The organism is Nocardia abscessus, assembly GCF_015477775.1.
GTDB lineage: Bacteria > Actinomycetota > Actinomycetes > Mycobacteriales > Mycobacteriaceae > Nocardia > Nocardia abscessus_A.
In genome coordinates, this window is sequence record NZ_JADLQO010000009.1 from 1 (window position 1) to 16,389 (window position 16,389).

General features: G+C 68.0%; 20 protein-coding genes. 13 read left to right on the plus strand and 7 right to left on the minus strand.

All coding sequences use genetic code 11. The features are described from left to right. On the plus strand, nucleotides 1–350 hold a 350-nt coding region (locus IU450_RS22150), incomplete at its 5' end, for an alpha/beta hydrolase-fold protein (protein ID WP_267470585.1). A 93-nt stretch (nucleotides 351–443) separates the two neighbouring features. Here IU450_RS22150 and IU450_RS22155 read toward each other — a convergent pair. Together IU450_RS22155 and IU450_RS22160 are read right to left on the minus strand one after the other, a co-directional pair. Further along, nucleotides 444–929: a DUF2505 domain-containing protein gene (locus IU450_RS22155; protein ID WP_195151663.1), complete on the minus strand. Its 486-nt coding sequence runs from the start codon at nucleotides 927–929 to the stop codon at nucleotides 444–446. A 195-nt stretch (nucleotides 930–1,124) separates the two neighbouring features. Then, complete coding sequence (locus tag IU450_RS22160; protein WP_195151664.1) at nucleotides 1,125–1,331, minus strand: hypothetical protein; 207 nt, start codon at nucleotides 1,329–1,331, stop codon at nucleotides 1,125–1,127. A 189-nt stretch (nucleotides 1,332–1,520) separates the two neighbouring features. Here IU450_RS22160 and IU450_RS22165 point away from each other — a divergent pair, with 189 nt between their 5' ends. Next, on the plus strand, nucleotides 1,521–2,189 hold the full coding sequence (locus IU450_RS22165; RefSeq protein WP_195151665.1) for a cyclase family protein: 669 nt from the start codon (nucleotides 1,521–1,523) through the stop codon (nucleotides 2,187–2,189). A 119-nt stretch (nucleotides 2,190–2,308) separates the two neighbouring features. Here IU450_RS22165 and IU450_RS22170 read toward each other — a convergent pair whose 3' ends face one another. Then, on the minus strand, nucleotides 2,309–2,503 hold the full coding sequence (locus IU450_RS22170) for a hypothetical protein (RefSeq protein WP_195151666.1): 195 nt from the start codon (nucleotides 2,501–2,503) through the stop codon (nucleotides 2,309–2,311). A gap of 215 nt (nucleotides 2,504–2,718) precedes the next feature. Here IU450_RS22170 and IU450_RS22175 point away from each other — a divergent pair, with 215 nt between their 5' ends. The 9 genes from IU450_RS22175 to IU450_RS22215 are packed head-to-tail and all read left to right on the plus strand — an operon-like array spanning nucleotide 2,719 to nucleotide 11,116. Then, nucleotides 2,719–3,696, plus strand: coding sequence for an acyl-CoA desaturase (locus tag IU450_RS22175; RefSeq protein ID WP_228834954.1), 978 nt, complete (start codon nucleotides 2,719–2,721; stop codon nucleotides 3,694–3,696). A 3-nt stretch (nucleotides 3,697–3,699) separates the two neighbouring features. Then, complete coding sequence (locus IU450_RS22180) at nucleotides 3,700–3,966, plus strand: acyl carrier protein (protein WP_043702863.1); 267 nt, start codon at nucleotides 3,700–3,702, stop codon at nucleotides 3,964–3,966. Between the two features lie 2 nt (nucleotides 3,967–3,968). Then, nucleotides 3,969–4,871, plus strand: a complete 903-nt coding sequence (locus IU450_RS22185) for a class I SAM-dependent methyltransferase (RefSeq protein ID WP_195151668.1) — start codon at nucleotides 3,969–3,971, stop codon at nucleotides 4,869–4,871. Then, nucleotides 4,868–6,127, plus strand: coding sequence for a cytochrome P450 (locus IU450_RS22190; RefSeq protein ID WP_195151669.1), 1,260 nt, complete (start codon nucleotides 4,868–4,870; stop codon nucleotides 6,125–6,127). Before IU450_RS22185 ends, IU450_RS22190 begins: the two co-directional genes overlap by 4 nt. Further along, the gene (locus IU450_RS22195) at nucleotides 6,124–6,858 is read left to right on the plus strand and encodes a thioesterase II family protein (RefSeq protein WP_228834955.1); all 735 of its coding nucleotides are present in this window, start codon (nucleotides 6,124–6,126) and stop codon (nucleotides 6,856–6,858) included. The genes IU450_RS22190 and IU450_RS22195 overlap by 4 nt, the downstream gene beginning before the upstream one ends. A 9-nt stretch (nucleotides 6,859–6,867) precedes the next feature. Beyond that, nucleotides 6,868–8,601 carry a fatty acyl-AMP ligase gene (locus IU450_RS22200; protein ID WP_195151671.1) on the plus strand — a complete coding sequence of 578 codons (1,734 nt, stop codon included), beginning with the start codon at nucleotides 6,868–6,870 and terminating at the stop codon, nucleotides 8,599–8,601. Nucleotides 8,602–8,605: 4 nt separating this feature from the next. Then, on the plus strand, nucleotides 8,606–9,070 hold the full coding sequence (locus IU450_RS22205) for a PaaI family thioesterase (RefSeq protein WP_195151672.1): 465 nt from the start codon (nucleotides 8,606–8,608) through the stop codon (nucleotides 9,068–9,070). Beyond that, nucleotides 9,067–10,275: a cytochrome P450 gene (locus IU450_RS22210; protein ID WP_195151673.1), complete on the plus strand. Its 1,209-nt coding sequence runs from the start codon at nucleotides 9,067–9,069 to the stop codon at nucleotides 10,273–10,275. The genes IU450_RS22205 and IU450_RS22210 overlap by 4 nt, the downstream gene beginning before the upstream one ends. 16 nt (nucleotides 10,276–10,291) lie before the next feature. Then, entirely contained in the window at nucleotides 10,292–11,116 is an 825-nt protein-coding gene (locus IU450_RS22215) for an alpha/beta fold hydrolase (RefSeq protein WP_195151674.1), read from the plus strand. A gap of 48 nt (nucleotides 11,117–11,164) precedes the next feature. Here IU450_RS22215 and IU450_RS22220 read toward each other — a convergent pair whose 3' ends face one another. Continuing rightward, the gene (locus IU450_RS22220) at nucleotides 11,165–12,016 is read right to left on the minus strand and encodes a crotonase/enoyl-CoA hydratase family protein (RefSeq protein WP_195151675.1); all 852 of its coding nucleotides are present in this window, start codon (nucleotides 12,014–12,016) and stop codon (nucleotides 11,165–11,167) included. A gap of 239 nt (nucleotides 12,017–12,255) precedes the next feature. Between IU450_RS22220 and IU450_RS22225 the strand changes: the two genes are divergently transcribed. Then, complete coding sequence (locus tag IU450_RS22225; RefSeq protein ID WP_195151676.1) at nucleotides 12,256–13,017, plus strand: 3-hydroxyacyl-CoA dehydrogenase; 762 nt, start codon at nucleotides 12,256–12,258, stop codon at nucleotides 13,015–13,017. Between the two features lie 206 nt (nucleotides 13,018–13,223). On the opposite strand, the gene IU450_RS22230 is transcribed toward IU450_RS22225, so the two are convergent. After that, a complete protein-coding gene (locus IU450_RS22230; RefSeq protein ID WP_195151677.1) occupies nucleotides 13,224–14,108 on the minus strand; it encodes a hypothetical protein in 885 nt (294 codons plus the stop codon). Between the two features lie 97 nt (nucleotides 14,109–14,205). After that, nucleotides 14,206–14,967, minus strand: a complete 762-nt coding sequence (locus tag IU450_RS22235; protein ID WP_195151678.1) for a DUF4239 domain-containing protein — start codon at nucleotides 14,965–14,967, stop codon at nucleotides 14,206–14,208. Nucleotides 14,968–15,348: 381 nt separating this feature from the next. Between IU450_RS22235 and IU450_RS22240 the strand changes: the two genes are divergently transcribed. Then, nucleotides 15,349–15,714 carry a hypothetical protein gene (locus IU450_RS22240; RefSeq protein WP_195151679.1) on the plus strand — a complete coding sequence of 122 codons (366 nt, stop codon included), beginning with the start codon at nucleotides 15,349–15,351 and terminating at the stop codon, nucleotides 15,712–15,714. 189 nt (nucleotides 15,715–15,903) lie between these two features. Here the strand turns inward: IU450_RS22240 and IU450_RS22245 are convergent, their stop codons facing one another. Beyond that, complete coding sequence (locus IU450_RS22245) at nucleotides 15,904–16,389, minus strand: hypothetical protein (RefSeq protein ID WP_195151680.1); 486 nt, start codon at nucleotides 16,387–16,389, stop codon at nucleotides 15,904–15,906.

Below are 16,389 nucleotides of genomic sequence, written 5' to 3' on the forward strand. Positions count from 1 at the left end.
GTCCGCCGACGGATCCGGCGTGGGCGGCCAACGACCCGTATCTGCACGCGGACAAGTTGCGGGGTACCGCGATCTACGTCTCGACCGGTAGCGGGGCACCGGGACCACACGACACACTCCACGGCGCGAACGGCTCCGGGATACAACTGGCCTATCAGCTGATCTTCGGCGCACCGCTGGAAGCGGTCACCAATGTGTGCACTCGCCAGCTCCGGGATCGCCTGCGTGATTTGGCCGTACCGGCAACCTTCGTGCTACGTCCGACCGGAACCCATTCCTGGGGATACTGGCAAGACGACCTGCACGGTTCGTGGGAGACGATCGGCGCCGCCCTTGCCGAGGACCGGTGAGCGGCTCGGGGCGGTTCATCGGCGACGGGAAGCCTCCGAACGTAGCCGCTCTGACTGTGACGAGCGGCTGGCCGGGCGTCTGCCGGCACGGGATCAGTGATCGGTGATCCAGGTGTCGGTGAATTCCGCCTCCACCGCGAGCATCTCCAGCAGCCGGGCCACGACGGCGGCTTCGATCTTCTTGCCGAACAACGGGATGGCGACCTCCGCCGAACCTTCCACGACCGCCACCGTCGCGTTGTCGCCCTCGGTGAGCCGGACGGTGCCGCTCACCTGGGCGGGCACACCCTCGACGCGGGCGTGGAAGCTGCCGCCCTCGCGGGTATAGGTCTCGGTGCGTGCGATGACCAGACCCTCGGGTCGCACGGCGGTGACGGCGCTGGGCAATTCCGCCGCCGGAAGGGTCTGCACCAGCCGCACCTGCAAGCAGTCTTCGGCGGCGTCGATCTCGACGAGCTGGGCATCGACCCCACCGACCTCCTCGATGCGGTCTTTCCAGTACTGCTCGTCGGCGAGCGCGGCTCGAAGCGCGTCGGCCGAATGGGAATAGGTGGCCGTGTACGCCAAGGGGGTCGCCATACCGCCACACGCTACCTGCTGTCACGCTGATCGCAGGCGGCGAATCGCCGACACCCGCAACCCGGACTCCCTGAATCATGCTGGGGAACAACGGATTCGGTGGCGATGCGTGCGCAACCGCGACCCACGGGGGGAGAGAACCGATCGGCGCGGTGGCAGCTCGCGTGGTGCGGCGCATCCGAGGACGGCGGGCCGTCAGGGAAGACGCATCAGCTGCCGGGAGAGGCCGAACAGGCGGCGGGCGAGCTTCACGATGGGAATGCCCAGCGGAAGCAGGAGGATCGTCACGCACAGCACCGCGCCCACCAGCCACAGCACGGCCGCCAGGATTCCCAGCACCGTGCCGAGCACGGATGTGACAATTCCCAGCACTACGCCGAGCAAGCCTTTCAACAGTCGCATGATGACCTTTCCGATTCCATTCTGCGCCCCTTCGAGGCCACGCGCACGTGCCATTTCGCCGGAATTCTCCCCGGCGCGTCCGCACCTCACCTGCAGGTTTGCCGCCGTAGTACGGACGAGGTGGCTCGCCCGGCCGACTGGACGGCATGGGACTGCCCGTCCGGCGGACCGGCCGGTACGGTCCCAGGCATGAGCCGAGCGATTGTGGAGCTATCTCATCCGATCTCGGACGGTATGCTCACCTGCCCGGGACTGCCCGGACCGCGCATTACCGCGGAGACCTCGCATGAGCAGTGGTCGCTGATCGATATGACCTGCGACATCGCGCGCGTGGACATGGTCGGTGCTACCGGCACCTACATCGACGCGCCTTCCCAGTTCCACCCCGGCGGCGCCGACGTCGCCGAACTGCCCGTCGAGCGGTTGTGCAATGTGCCGATCGTGGTGATCCGCGCACCGGGGCTCCGCGCGGTGGGACCGGATGTGCTCGGCGATCCGGCGCGCCTGTGGGGCAAGGCGATCCTCGTGCACACCGGTTGGTCGGCCAAGTGGGGTTCGCCGGCCTACCGGGGCCCCGGGCATCCGTTCCTGGTCGGCGAGGTCGCCGAGGCGCTGGTCGCCGCCAACGTCGCGCTGGTGGGTATCGATTCGCTCGACATCGACGACACGTCCCTGCCGACACGGCCGTGCCACCACACGCTGCTCGGTGCGGGAATCCCCGTCATCGAGCAGATGACGAATCTGGACGCGGTCCCCGACACCGGCGCCAGGCTGATCGCACTGCCCGCCCCGATGCGCGGAATGGGATCGTTTCCGCTGCGTGCCGTGGCGTGGATCGAGTACCACGGTGGCAGATAACCGCTGAACGATGTCTTCCTCGGTTCAGTATCCGTCGGCGGGGACCGCGTTCGGGATCTCGATGACTCGGCCGGTGTGGGTGGTGACGTAGACGCTGCCCGCGGCGAACCCGGACCGGTTCACACCGAGGGTGATCCCGGCCGGGAGGGCGAGCCCGGTGGCGAGAGCGCACAGTGTGCCGTCGGTGTCGATACGCGGTACCAGCCGCGGGGCACCATGCCGTCGGGATCGACGCGATCGAGCGCGGGTACGAGGTCGTTGGAGGTGTACACGGTGCCGTCGGGAGCGAGGGCGACGCCGTTGCCCAGGGACAACCCGCCCGCGTAGGGGGCGAGCTCCCCGGTGGCGGGATCAGCTGCCGGTGGTCCCGGCGCGGGCTCGGACCCGAGGCACGGGCCCGCATGATCAGCGTTTTCGATCTTGCGATCGGCAGCTTCGGCTCGTCCGGCGTTCGCCCGGACACCGAGGTTACGGTCGGGAAGTCCCGCTGGCGAAATCCGGTCCCGGACCGATGAGGTGTTGTCGAGTGATGGCCGAATACAGTGATCCGAACGGTGCGAACCAGCAGCCGCGCCGGAAGACGATCAACAGTCCCTATATTCATCGGCTGCAGCGCAGGCATTTCCTGCTGTTCGATGTCCTGCCGATTCTCGGCACGGCGGGCGCTTTCGCGTTCCTCGCGGTACACCCCTTCGGAATGACGGAATTCGTGCTGCTGTTCTCGATGTGGCTGGTCACCGGCCTCGGAGTGACCGTCGGCTATCACCGGCTGTTCACCCATCGCACGTTCAAGGCGGCGCCGTGGGTGGCCGGGGTGCTGGCGGTCCTCGGCTCGATGGCCGGACAGGGCGGGGTCGTGTCGTGGGTGGCGCTGCATCGGCGGCATCACGAGTACAGCGATCGGGCAGGAGATCCGCACTCGCCGAACCTTTCCGGCGGTGGTCTCCGCGGCACGCTCCGGGGCCTGGCCCATTCGCATTTCCTGTGGATGCGCCGCCACGAGTACCCCAACGTCGTGTACTACGCGCCCGACCTCGTCAAGGATCGCGGCCTGGTGCGGATCGCCCGCCTCTACTACTACTGGGTGGGACTTGGACTGCTCATCCCGACGGTGATCGGCGGACTGGTTTCGCTGAGCTGGACCGGGGCGGTGAGCGGGTTGCTGTGGGGCGGGCTGGTGCGGATCTTCGTCCTCGAACACATCGTCTGGGCGATCAATTCGTTCCTGCACATGTTCGGTACCCGCCGCTACGCGTCGCGGGAGAACAGCCACAACGGTGGGATATTCGCCTTGGTGACGCTGGGGGAGTCGTGGCACAACAACCACCACGCGTTTCCCGAGTCGCCGTCCTTCGGTCTGGCCTGGTACCGGCTCGATCCCGGTTTCTGGCTCATCAAGACGCTCGAGAAATGCGGTCTCGCCTGGGATCTGAAAACTCCGTCCGCAGCGCGGATGGCCGCCAAACGTATTTCCGGAAAATCCGACCCGGTCGTCAACGCAGCGTGAGGAATGCTCAACGTGGATACGAGTAGAGAAGCCATCGTCCGGTGGTGCAGGGAATATCTCGGAAACTTGCTGGAGATTCCGGCGGACGCGGTGGACCCCGCCGCGGACTTCGACCGGTTGGGTGTGGACTCCGCTCTCGCCGTCGCGTTGCTGATCGAGGTGGAGGAGCGGTACGGCGTCGATCTCGCGCCGGAGGATCTCTTCGACAACCCGAATATCAACGCGGTGGCCGGCTATCTGCACGAGCAGAGCCGGCGGAGCGTGGCGTAGCCGTGTCCGCACCGACCGGCGCCGAGCGGGCCGCCGCGGCGGCGGCCGCGATCCGGCACCATTACGACGCGGGCAACGACTTCTACCGGCTGTGGCTCGATTCGTCGTTGAGTTACTCCTGCGCCTTGCGCGCGAGCGGCGACGATACGTTGGAAACGGCTCAGGAACGGAAACTGCGGTTCCATCTGGACGCGATCGGCGCCGAGAGCGCCGCGGCGGTGCTGGACATCGGCTGCGGGTGGGGCGCGATCTTGCAACGCCTGTCGCGGCAGCACGCGGTCGAGCGGTCGGTGGGGCTGACCCTCAGCCCCGAGCAGGCCGAGTTCGTGCGGACGCTCGATCTCCCGGGTGTCGAAGTGCTGCTGGAGAACTGGACGCACTTCGAACCGGACACCCGTTTCGACGGCATCATCTCCATCGGCGCTTTCGAACACTTCGCCCGGCCCGAGGATTCCCCTGCCGAGAAGATCCGGATCTATCGCGAGTTCTTCACCCGCTGCCGCGGCTGGCTGACCGACGACGGCCTGCTGTCGCTGCAGACGATCGCCTACGCGAACATGGGACGCGAGCAGGCGAGCACGTTCATGCAGCGGGAGATCTTCCCCGATGCGGACCTGCCGACGCTCGCGGAAATCGCGGCCGCGGCCGAAGGGATCTTCGAGATCCGCTCGCTCACCAACGGCCGTCTCGACTACGCCTGGACCTGCGAGCAATGGGCGCGCAGACTCCGGGCGAACCGTGCCGAAGCCGTCGGGATCGTCGGCGCCGACGTCGTCGCCCGCTACGAGCGTTACCTCAAGCTGTCCGCGTTCGGCTTCCGGATGGGCAAGATCGGCCTGCTGCGACTCGTGCTGGCCCCGTACGGCGACCGGTTCTTGGCCCGCCGAGGAGTACGAGCGGGATGACGGTGCAGACACGCGAGCAGGCGCACCCGGCTCCGGCGCGGGTGCGATTCAACCCCTTCAGCGCGGAGTTCCGCCGCGATCCCTATCCGCTCTACCGGCAGCTTCGCCAAGCGCAACCGGTGCACAAGACGCTGGGCATGTGGGTGCTCACCCGGCACGCCGATGTGCGCGGCGTCCTGCACGACCGCTCGTTCAGCGCCGGTCTGATCCCGCGCCTGGTCGGCGAGCGGGCCGAGCGATTCGGGCAGCGCGATGTCGCGCGCGTCGAGCGGCTGGGCCGCAAATCGTTGGTGTTCACCGACAATCCGGACCATGCGCGACTGCGCGGACTGGTGAATCGGGTGTTCACCTCCCGGGCTGTCGCTGACCTGCGCCCTCTGGTGACCGAGGTCGTCGAGGGGCTCATGCGGCGAGCCTGGCATGCGGGCGGCTTGGATGTGATCTCGCAGTTGGCCGTACCCTTGCCGATCACGGTGCTGTGCGAGTGGATGGCACTACCCGGCGACCTGCGCGACCAGGTCGGTCCCTGGACCCACGACATCCGGTTCCTGCTGGAGCCCGGGCTGATGAAGGCGGGCGACTTCGCGCGCGTATGCGCGGTGGTCGAGGAGTTCGCCACCGCCCTGGACGCGGTGCTGGTCGAGCGCCGATCCCGGCCCGGCGCCGACCTGATCAGCCGACTGCTCGCCGCGCGCACGGCGGGTGGCGACATGCTCAGCGACGAGGAGCTCGTCTTCGTCTGCATCATGTGCTTCGTCGCGGGCAACGAAACGACGAAATCCCTGATCGGCAACGGTGTGCTGGCGTTGCTGCGCCATCCGGACCAGGCCGCGCTGCTGCGGGACAAGCCGACGGCGGTCAGGCCCGCCGTCGGCGAGGCGCTGCGATACGACAGTCCTCTCCAGCTGACCAAGCGCCTGGCCACCCGCGATGCCGAGATCGACGGGAAACGGATATCGGCCGGCGACCAAGTGCTGGTGTGCCTGGGCGCCGCCAACCGTGACCCCGCCGTTTTCGACCGCCCAGACGAGTTCGACCTCACCCGCAGCACCGCGGGCCATCTCGCTTTCGGCCACGGCATGCACGGTTGCCTGGGCGGGCTGCTCGCCGAGCTCCAGGCGGAGGTGGCTTTCGACTACCTCTTCCGGCACTCGGCGGACATGCGGATGCCGGATGGCGAACTCGAATGGCAGGACCACAGCTTCATCGTCCGCGGGTTGAACCATCTGCCGGTCACACTGCGGAGCGTGCGATGACACGGGCAGCGACGAAGACGTGGCTGCGGTACGAGCGCGACGAAGCGCCCGTGCGGCTGCTCTGCATTCCGCACGCCGGTGCCGGCGCGTCATCGTTCAACCGCTGGCCGGACTTGTTTCCAGCGGACATCGCCGCGGTCCGGGTCCAATTGCCCGGCCGGGAGGATCTGTCCGGTGCGCAGGCGCTGCGCCGCGTGGGCGACGCGGTGGCGGGACTGCTGCCGCAGATCGAGCAGTGGGCCGGCGTGCGAGTCGCGATCTACGGCCACAGCATGGGCGCGTTGGTGGCGTTCGAGCTGGCCCGCGCGCTCGCCGCGGCGGGCACACCCACGGCGCACCTGTTCGTTTCCGGCCGCCGCGCCCCGCAGCTGTCCGCGAGCCGCACGCCGATCCATCACTTGCCCGACGACGATTTCGCGGCCGCGCTCGCCGCGCTGAACGCCTGGGGTCCGGCGGGACGCAGCCGCACCTTCCTGCGCTACGCACTGCCACTGACCCGCGCGGATCTGGAACTCTCCGAGGAGTACCGCTACCAGCCGATGCCCCGGCTGGGCTGCTCGATCACGGCGTTCTACGGCACCGAAGACCCGGTGGTCGACCATGCCGAGATCGCGGCTTGGCGCGCGTTGAGCGATGACGGCTTCGCGATCCACGAATTCCCCGGTGACCACCTCTTCCACCATCGGCATCGAGTAGCCATCGCCGCGGCGATGACCGCCGCGTTGCAGTGAGGACCCGACGTGCCGCCCACCATCCTGCTTCCCGACATCCTCGAGCGCCGCGCCGCCAGTGAGCCCGATCGGACCGCCTACCTGTTCCTGGACGAGAAAGGCTCGGAGACAACGACGCTGACCTACCGCGAACTGCGCGAGCGGGCGCTGGTGGTGGCGCGGGAACTCGGCAGCAGGTGTGCGCGGGGCGACCGCGCGCTGCTGATATTTCCCCAGAGCCCGGAATTCCTCGTCGCGTACTTCGGGTGCCTCTACGCGGGGGTCGTCGCGGTGCCGGTGAATCCGCCGCGCCGCGGCAAGGTGCAGGACGCGACCCGATCCATCGCCGCCGATTGCGGGCCCGTCGCGGTGCTGACGCTCGATGCGTTGCTCGAGACATTGCGACCTGCGCTGGAGCCGATCTGCGCGGCCCCGCAGTGGATCGCCGTCGACGGCATGCCCGCGACGGGCGCGGATGGCACCCCTGCCGCCGCCGGCCTCGACTCCATCGCGTTCTTGCAGTACACGTCCGGTTCCACTGCGGCTCCCAAAGGGGTCATGGTCACGCACCGGAACCTGATGGCGAACGAGGAGATGATCCGGCAGGCATTCGGGCACGACCGGCGCTCGACCGTGGTGGGTTGGGCGCCCTTCTTCCACGACCAGGGTCTGATCGGCAATGTGCTGCAACCGCTGTACGTGGGAGCGACGAGCATCCTGATGTCGCCGGCGACATTCGTTCGCAGGCCGCTGCTGTGGCTGGAAGCCATCTCCCGGTATCGCGCGCACACCAGCGGCGGCCCCAACTTCGCCTTCGACGCCTGCGTGGCGCGCGCGGCCACCGGGCAGGTGCCCGCGCTGGACCTGAGCAGCTGGAAGGTGGCGTTCAACGGAGCCGAACCGATCCGTGCCGAGACGATGACCCGGTTCGCGGAAACCTTCGCACCCTACGGGTTCGACGCGCGGGCGCTGTATCCGTGCTACGGCCTCGCCGAAGCCACGCTCTTGGTCGCGGGCAGCGCGAAAGGGCGTGGCCCGGTGACGCTGGACGTGGACACCGAAGCGCTCGAGCGCGGGTACTACGCCGAGGTCGTAACCGATCGGGTCCGCACCCTTGCCGGATCGGGACGGGTGCTGCGGAAGGAACACCTGCGCATCGTGGATCCCGATACCGGGCAGCTCTGCCCGCCGGACCGGATCGGCGAGATCTGGGTATCCGGAGAGCATGTCGCACAAGGCTATTGGCGAAATTCCGAGGCGACCGCCGCGACCTTCCATGCGCGATGCGCCGACGATTCCGGACGAACTTACTTGCGCACCGGCGATCTCGGCGTTCTGGTGGACGGTGAGCTGTACGTGGTCGGGCGACTCAAAGATGTCGTCATCGTCCGCGGCCGGAACTATTACCCGCAGGACATAGAGCACACTGCCCAGGGCGCGCATCCCGCGCTCCGGGCCGGTGGCGGCGCGGCGTTCTCGGTGCCCGGGCGCGACGGCGAGAAACTCGTCGTGGTCCAGGAGGTCAAGCGCGAGCATGCGCCGGAGACCGACACCGCCGACATCGTGGGCGCGATCAAGGCGGCGGTCCTGCAGGAGCACGAACTCGCCATCAGCGACGTGGTGCTGACCCCGGCAGGGCAGGTCCAGAAGACCAGCAGCGGAAAGACCATGCGGGCGGCGGCCCGGAAACGGTATCTGGCGGGCGGATTCGAGATCTGGTCGCCGCGCACGGAAGAACCCATCGAACTTCGTACGAGGAGCTGAGCGCATGCAGGCCTGGCAAGCGGAAAACCCGGACTTCGAAGCGGCGGTGACGGGCGCGGTGCTCAGTATGCCCGCCGCCGAGCACTTGGGCTTCGGGTTCGGCCGGGTGGCTCCCGGCAAAGCCGAGATCATTCAGCCCTATCGCACGGAATTGACCCAGCACGACGGGTTCTTCCAGGGCGGGGTGCTCGGCTCCCTCGCCGATTTCGCCGCCGGTTCCGCGGCGGGAACCCTGCTGCAGCCGGGATGGGTGAACATGACGATCGACTACACGGTGAAGATCCTCGCTCCGGCGAAAGGCCCGACGGTCGTCGCCCGGGGCCGGGTGATCAAGCCGGGAGCCCTCATCACGATCGCCGCGGCGGAGGTCTTCTCGGTCGACGGCAACGACGAAAAACTCTGTGCCACAGCACTTGTCACGATGCGCAACGTGAAGCTGTTCAGCGCGGACCGAGAGGCGCGGCCATGACTGCCGACGCATTCGTGTTCGACCCGTTCGCGGCGGGCTTCGCCGAGGACCCGTACCCGCACTACGCCCGGTTGCGCGCCGCCGCTCCCACGCACGAGCATCCGCTCGGGTTCTGGATCCTGTCGAAGTACGAGGATGTCGCCGGGCTCCAGCGCTCGACGCAGTCCGTCGACGAGCAGCACCTGACCCGGCTGCCGTCGTGGAAGAGCGACAGCGACCGGCTGGGCAAGGAAAACCGGATGATGCGGGGACTGTCCATGCTGGACCGGGACCCGCCCGATCACACCCGCCTGCGTCGTCTCGTCACCAAAGCGTTCACCCCGAGGGCGATCGAGGCGTTGCAGCCGAGGGTCGATGCCCTCGTCGGGGCGGCGCTGGATCGTATAGCGGAGTCCGGCACCGCGGATGTCGTCGCGGAACTGGCCTTTCCGGTGCCGTTCGGGGTCATCTCGGAAATGCTGGGCGTCCCGGTGGTGGAGCACACGCGGCTGCGTGAGCTCACCGCGATTCTCGTGCTAGCGCTGGAACCTCTCGCCGATCCTGCCCTGCAGGCCGCGATCCGGTCGGCGAACCAGGAACTGTTCGCCATGGTGGGCGAACTGGTCCGCTGGAAGCGCGCCGCTCCCGGTGACGATCTGCTGACCAGGCTGATCACCGCGGAACACGAGGGCGATGTCTTGAGCGAGGACGAGTTGGTCGCCCAGGTCATGCTTCTCTACATCGCGGGTCACGAGACCACCGTGAATCACCTCGCGGGCGGGATCCTCGCCCTGCTGCGCCATCCCGATCAGGCGCGACGGCTCCGAGAGGACCCGCGACTGGCCGACAACGCCGTCGCGGAACTGCTCCGATACGACACCCCGGTGCAACTGATGCGCCGGATCACCGTCGAACCCGTGCCGATCGGCGGGTCGGAGATCCCGTCCGGCAGTTTGGTGCTGGCTTGTGTCGCCGCCGCCAATCGCGATCCGCAGTTCTGGGGCGCGGACGGCGACGAGTTGCGCCTGGACCGGCCGAACGCGCAGCAGCACCTCTCGTTCGGCGCGGGCATCCACCACTGCCTGGGCGCGGCGCTGGTGCGGCTGGAAGCCCGAGTCGCCTTCTCCCGCTTCGTACAGCGGTTTCCCGACGCCGCCATCGAGACCTTGCGCTGGAACGGGCGGATCAATGTGCGTGGCCCCGCTGAACTGTCGATCTCGGTGTAATGCAGGAGGCGGACGAATGCCGACGATAACGGTCGATGGGGCGCCGATCGCCTACACCGACACCGGAGTCCCGCTCGGCCGGCCGGCGGCGCCGAGCGTGGTGTTCGGGCACGGACTGCTGTTCGGCGGATGGATGTTCCGGCCACAGATCGAAGTCCTGCGCGAGCACTACCGCTGTATCACGATCGACTGGCGTGGACAGGGCGCGACCGCGGCGACCGCCCGCGGTTACGACATGGACACCCTCACCGGTGACGCCGCCGCGGTGATCCGGCGTCTCGGGGTCGCCCCGGTGCATTGGGTCGGCCTGTCCATGGGCGGCTTCGTCGGGCAGCGAATCGCGGCGCGTCACGGTGTGCTGCTGCGCTCGTTGACGTTGCTGGACAGCAGCGCCGAACCGGAAGACCCCGGCAAGATCGGCGAGTACAAGCGGCTCGCGCTCGCGCTGCGACTCTTCGGAGCCGGACCGATCCTCGGCCGGATCGAACCACACCTGTTCGGCTCGCGCTTTCGCGCCGACCCCGCGAATCGACCCCTCATCGACGAGTGGGCCGCGCGCCTGCGGCGCTGTGATCGTGTGGCTGTGCGCAAGGCGGTTCTCGGCGTCGCGGACCGGGTGTCGGTGGAGCATGAGATCACCGCCGTCACGATCCCGACGCTCGTCGTCGTCGGCGCCGACGACACGGCGACGCCGCCTGCGCGATCCGAGCGCATCGCCGAGCTGATCCCCGCCGCTCGGCTGCACACCGTCGCGGATTGTGGGCATTCCAGCAGTTTGGAACAGCCCGCGACGATCACCGCCCTGCTACAGGAGTTCCTCGCCGCCGTCGACGGAGCCTGACCGGCCGGCTTCGTCGCGAACGACTCGGGTGTGCCGACCGCCGTGAACTCAGGGCCAGAACGGCGGGACCGTGAGATCGCCGCCGAAGATGTCCGGAAGGTCGCGCTGCACACTGTCCGGGAATCGGGCGGGCCGCTTCTCCAGGAAGGCCGTCACGCCCTCGCGGGCGTCCTCGCTCGTGCCCCGGTGGTAGATGCCGCGGGATTCGACGCGATGCGCGATCATCGGATGCTCGGACCCGAGATTGCGCCACAGCATCTGCCGGGACAGCGCCACCGAAACGGGTGCGGAATGCTCGGTGACGCGGCGGGCCAGCGCATACGCCTCGTCGAGCAGGTTGCCGGCCGGATGCAGCGCGTAGAACAAACCCGCTTCGCGCGCTTCGCTCGCGTCCACGAGACGGCCCGAATACACCCAGTCCAATGCGGTCTGCATCGGTACCAGACGCGGCAGGAACCAACTCGAGCAGGACTCGGGAACGATGCCGCGCCGATTGAAGACGAACCCGATGCGGGCGTCGTCGACCGCGAGCCGGAAGTCCGCGGCGAGCGTCATGGTGATGCCGACTCCGACGGCGGGCCCATTGACGGCGGCGATGATGGGCTTGCGGGATTCGAACATACGCAAGACGACTTCGCCGCCGCTGTCGCGGAACGACGCCGGGGCGTCCTGGTCGTCCGCGGCGAACGTCTCCGCGCCCGCCGACAAGTCCGCCCCGGCGCAGAATGCGCGTCCGGCGCCCGTGATCACCACCGCTCGGATGCGATCGTCGCGGTCACAGGTGTCGAACGCCTCGATCAGTTCGCGTCCCATCGCGGTGGTGAACGCGTTGAGCCGCTCGGGGCGGTCGAGGGTGAGGGTGGCGATGGCGTCGGAGACGTCCAGGCGAATATCGGCCATAACCCGACAGCTTGCCACCACGCCGATATCGCCGCTCTTGCAGGGGGTTCGCGCGGGCTCGAGTAACCGTGCGCCGCATTCGAAGAAGAATGGCTGTTTACTTAGTCTGCACTGGACGGTTAGCCTGTCGCCGTGTCTCGATTGGTCACGACACCTGACTCCCCGCCCAGGGGTGGCAGCGCAAACCCGTCGGCCGGCGTCTCGCGCCGTCGGTCGGCAACCCGGAGAGAAGGAGTGGGATGGAGATCAGCAACGCGGTCGCGGCGGTGACCGGTGGCGCGTCGGGACTCGGTTTGGCGACCGTGCGGGAACTGCACGGCAAAGGTGCGAAGGTCGTAATCATCGACCTGCCGTCGTCCTCCGGCGAGGCCGTCGCCAAAGAGCTCGGCGACGGCGCGGTCTTCGCGGCGGCCGACGTCACGAACGAGGACCAGGTCACCGCTGCCCTCGATGCCGCGCAGGAACTGGGCGAGCTGCGGATCGCGGTGAACTGCGCGGGCATCGGCAATGCCATCAAGACCGTGGGCAAGAACGGGGCGTTCCCGCTCGCGGACTTCACCCGGGTGGTCAACGTCAACCTGATCGGCACCTTCAACGTGATCCGGTTGGCCGCCGAACGGATCTCCCGAGCCGAGCCGGTCGGCGAAGAGCGGGGCGTCATCATCAACACCGCGTCTGTGGCGGCGTTCGACGGCCAGGTCGGGCAGGCGGCCTATTCGGCATCCAAGGGCGGAATCGTGGGCCTGACGCTGCCGGTGGCCCGCGACCTCGCGGGGCTGAAGATCCGCGTGGTGACCATCGCCCCCGGGCTGTTCCACACTCCGCTGTTCGCCACCTTGCCCGACGAGGCCATCGCATCGCTGGGCGCGCAGGTGCCGCATCCCTCGCGACTCGGCGACCCCGCCGAATACGCCGCGCTCGCCCGTCACATCGTCGAGAACCCGATGCTCAACGGCGAGACCATCCGGCTCGACGGCGCGATCCGGATGGCGCCGCGCTGAGCCGGTCGCAGTTCAGAGCGGCGCCGCGGTCACGTCTCCGCTGGTCGATCCAGCACCTCGAGTGCGCGGCGGGTGCGCGCAACTCGAAGCGAACCCCGCTCGATGCGGGCAACACGATCGCGGCGATGCCGGAGCGCAATCGACCGACCACATGCGGGATGCGCCGCGGCGACGAGATCGCGGGGCGGAGTGGGGCTGCACCCCGGTCAGCGGATTCGTCTCGGGCCGGTCGAGGAACGCACGCCCACGACAGTGATGACCGTGACCACCAATACCGTCATCAGCTTCATGAGGTTCCAGGCATCCGGGTCCGGAATCGGTTCGGCGACTTGCAGGTCCCTTACCCGTGGGCGGTTCTGCGCGGGCGGGCGGAACTCGGTGCGGGGCTGCACCGCGAGGGTCTGTAGCGGCGTGGTGACCAACGGAGCGAGCGTCACGACGGGGAATTCGGGGGCGGGCGGGCCGAGCTGGAGGGGGCTCATCGGCACGGGCGGCGGTGCGGTGGGGAGCAGGAGTAAGCAGGTCAGCACTGCGCTGCCGGTAGCGGCACTGCCCACGGCGGCGCTGCCGAGGCCGGATCCACTAGATCCCGGGCCGATCAGGCCCGGCACGAGGGAGCCGAAGCCGCTACCGGTCGCCAGGCCGAGCAGCAGCAGAGCGCTACCCGTCGCCGCGCTGCCGGAACACGCCGATTGGACACTGCCCGTGTCGAGCTTCGGTGCCGCGCCTGGGCTATCCGCGGTGACGTTGGAGTCGGCTGGTTCGTTTGCTGGGCTGGGCGAATCACCGTCGAGTTCCCCATGGCCGGTGGCGCGAAGGCCGCTGCCGGGCCTGTCGGTGGGCCGGTAACCGAGATCGGCGCTACCGGAAGGGATTCGAATCGGCCCCAAGCTCAAAGACCCGCCCTCGGCGGCAGGATCCGCGGCGCTGCCGGAGGGACCGAGGCTCGAACCACTGCCCGGGAAAGCGTCCGCTCCGCCTGCGCCCGAACTCCCGGTGGCGAGGTCGCCGAGCGGCAGCCATGGCGGCGCCTCCGCGGATGCTTCCAGGGGCCGGGCCGCGAGCGTCGCTATGGTCAGGGGGAGCAGCACGGTGGCGAATCCTCGGGTCAGCCTTCGTGTTCGAATCTCGCCTCGGTTGCGTTGCATGGACAGTCGCCTCGTCGTTGTCGAAACTGGGCCGGAACGGTCAGGTCGTGTGCTGGTAGCGGGAGAGCGCGAGTTCGAAGGCGTCCTTCGGCACCAGGTTCCCGCCGGAGAACGGTTCGTCGAGGTTGTAGATCGCCCGGATCACCACGCCGACGATGGCGCCGAGCAGCGCTGTCGTCACCACACTGCGTTTGCTGACCTGGACGCCGGAGAGGACCACGCTGAGCAGCAGCAGGACCGTGCAGATCCACATGGCCAGGTAGAGGAAGCCGGGTACGCGGTAACCGGCGTCCAGCGCACGGTCGGCCCGCGCCTGGGCGACCGCGTCCAGGCTGGTCAGCGCGTTGCTCCGGAGCGTGTCGACCTCGGGGTCCGCCGCGTTCACCGCGGCAACCGCGTCACGCAGCGTGTCGAGGGTGTCCTGGGTGGACTGGCTGAGCCTGCTGTGGTCGGCCATGACCGTCCATTCCTCGTTGAGGACCTGCTCGGTGTAGTCGCGTACCAGGCCCTGGATACGGGCGTGGTCGGGCTCGGGCATCCCGTGCGCGGCCCAGTAGGTATCGATGAGCGCCTTGGCTTCGGCGATGGTGTGATTGCGGGCGTTGTCGTACTGCTGCCAGGCGATCACCACGATGAACGCGACCACCGCCATGAAGATCGTGTTGATCAGGTTGAGCACCAATGAGCCGACCGTGTCGTCGTCGGTGTGCCGCCACGCTTTCGGATGCAGGCGATCCCCGGCCACGAAGACGACTACCGCGACGAGCGCGGTCAGAGCAGGCACGAGAAATTCCAAGGCCATGCGGGGACTCCGTTCTGTCCGGATGGTTCTCGATCGCGGTCTCGGCGACAGACCGCTGGGCGGTCGCACGCACTACGGGTGCTGGTCGCAGGGATCGCTCGGCGCGCGCCATCCCGAGTCGAGCAATTCTTCGATCTTCGATCGCGCTGTAGCGGTACGGATTTCACGATCCGTCCCGGATCCGGAACGGCTCTCCGGGAGACGGCGCAGCTGGTCGAGAACCGTGGGTGCCGACTTGCGTCGAGCCGAGATCAGCGGCCCACGACGCCTCTCAACACAAGTCGATGCGGTTACCGTGGTGCCGGTTCGGTAGCCGTTGTGAGCCGAGACGTAGTCCCGGGTACGCCGGCGCTGTCCGGACGGGCATTTCGTTGGTCATGCGTGGTCCTCACCCCCGAGATGAATGCCGAGACGGTCGACGATTGCGCTGTCGACAGCCTGCGTTGTTCGGATCTGATCAGTGGTGCACAGCAAATCGGTACGCGACGCGCCTGTGCGAACCAGGCGCTGTTGAATCGTCCTGGACGGCAAGCCGATCTGGACGACACCGATAGTAGACCGCGAATCCGCCTGCACGTGGCGAAATTTCGGATTGTGCTGCCGAAATGGGTCGACGCGGTCGGTCGGGCATCGTCGCGGCGCGAAGATGTTCGCCTCTCGCCATCGCGTGCTGCCCACAGCGCACCGGCCGATCAGGCAACCGTTCGGTCCGGGCGATCGCAAGGAACTCTGATGGATGCCGCTTGATTGCTGGTTGGGCGACATCGGCGGGTGGCCCCAGGGCGATGCTGTGGTCCATCGGAGGTTCGTACGGGGGACATGATCGTTGAAAGATCACTGAGCTGCTCGAAGGGGCAATTTCCGGCCGGGGTCATCCCTAGTGCCTCGACAATTTCGAGTGCCCACACGGCCGAAACGAGTAGTTAGCTACTCGCGTCACAAGGTCGGGGGCGACGCACACTCGACTGGATCCCCGGGAATTGCGATCTCGGAGGAGGTGATCATGAGAAACGACTCGCGAGCATTCCTTGTCTCGGCGGCCATCGCTGGACTGCTCGGCGCCATATCGGTACCGATCGCGGCGACGGAGCCGGCTACCACCGTGCCTGCCCCGCCGGCAGGCACGTCGGAACCGGTGTGGCCGACTCCCGCGCCGCCGAAGGTCTCGACGACCACGACGACGTCCCCGGTGTCGACGACTTCGGCGAGAGTGCCTGTCGCGACGAGCGCCACGACGCCACCCGCCCCGACGACGCCGCCACCGATCTCGACCACGACGCCGCCCCCGATCTCGACCACGCTGCCCCCGATCTCGACGACTACACCGCCACCGAGCTCCCGTCCGTCCCCGGTGACACCCGAGAGTTCTGCCCCGCTTCCCGCGCCCACTCTCGACGCGCCTGGCACCGCCCAACGTGGCAC

What these genes read in the sequence shown, in the direction of transcription:
- IU450_RS22220 (WP_195151675.1), bottom strand. Translation starts at nt 12,016, where the DNA reads ATGGCCGATATTCGCCTGGACGTCTCCGACGCCATCGCCACCCTCACC.
- IU450_RS22165 (WP_195151665.1), top strand. Translation starts at nt 1,521, where the DNA reads ATGAGCCGAGCGATTGTGGAGCTATCTCATCCGATCTCGGACGGTATG.
- IU450_RS22195 (WP_228834955.1), top strand. Translation starts at nt 6,124, where the DNA reads ATGACACGGGCAGCGACGAAGACGTGGCTGCGGTACGAGCGCGACGAA.
- IU450_RS22190 (WP_195151669.1), top strand. Translation starts at nt 4,868, where the DNA reads ATGACGGTGCAGACACGCGAGCAGGCGCACCCGGCTCCGGCGCGGGTG.
- IU450_RS22155 (WP_195151663.1), bottom strand. Translation starts at nt 929, where the DNA reads ATGGCGACCCCCTTGGCGTACACGGCCACCTATTCCCATTCGGCCGAC.
- IU450_RS22180 (WP_043702863.1), top strand. Translation starts at nt 3,700, where the DNA reads ATGCTCAACGTGGATACGAGTAGAGAAGCCATCGTCCGGTGGTGCAGG.
- IU450_RS22210 (WP_195151673.1), top strand. Translation starts at nt 9,067, where the DNA reads ATGACTGCCGACGCATTCGTGTTCGACCCGTTCGCGGCGGGCTTCGCC.
- IU450_RS22205 (WP_195151672.1), top strand. Translation starts at nt 8,606, where the DNA reads ATGCAGGCCTGGCAAGCGGAAAACCCGGACTTCGAAGCGGCGGTGACG.
- IU450_RS22160 (WP_195151664.1), bottom strand. Translation starts at nt 1,331, where the DNA reads ATGCGACTGTTGAAAGGCTTGCTCGGCGTAGTGCTGGGAATTGTCACA.
- IU450_RS22215 (WP_195151674.1), top strand. Translation starts at nt 10,292, where the DNA reads ATGCCGACGATAACGGTCGATGGGGCGCCGATCGCCTACACCGACACC.
- IU450_RS22175 (WP_228834954.1), top strand. Translation starts at nt 2,719, where the DNA reads ATGGCCGAATACAGTGATCCGAACGGTGCGAACCAGCAGCCGCGCCGG.
- IU450_RS22235 (WP_195151678.1), bottom strand. Translation starts at nt 14,967, where the DNA reads ATGGCCTTGGAATTTCTCGTGCCTGCTCTGACCGCGCTCGTCGCGGTA.
- IU450_RS22225 (WP_195151676.1), top strand. Translation starts at nt 12,256, where the DNA reads ATGGAGATCAGCAACGCGGTCGCGGCGGTGACCGGTGGCGCGTCGGGA.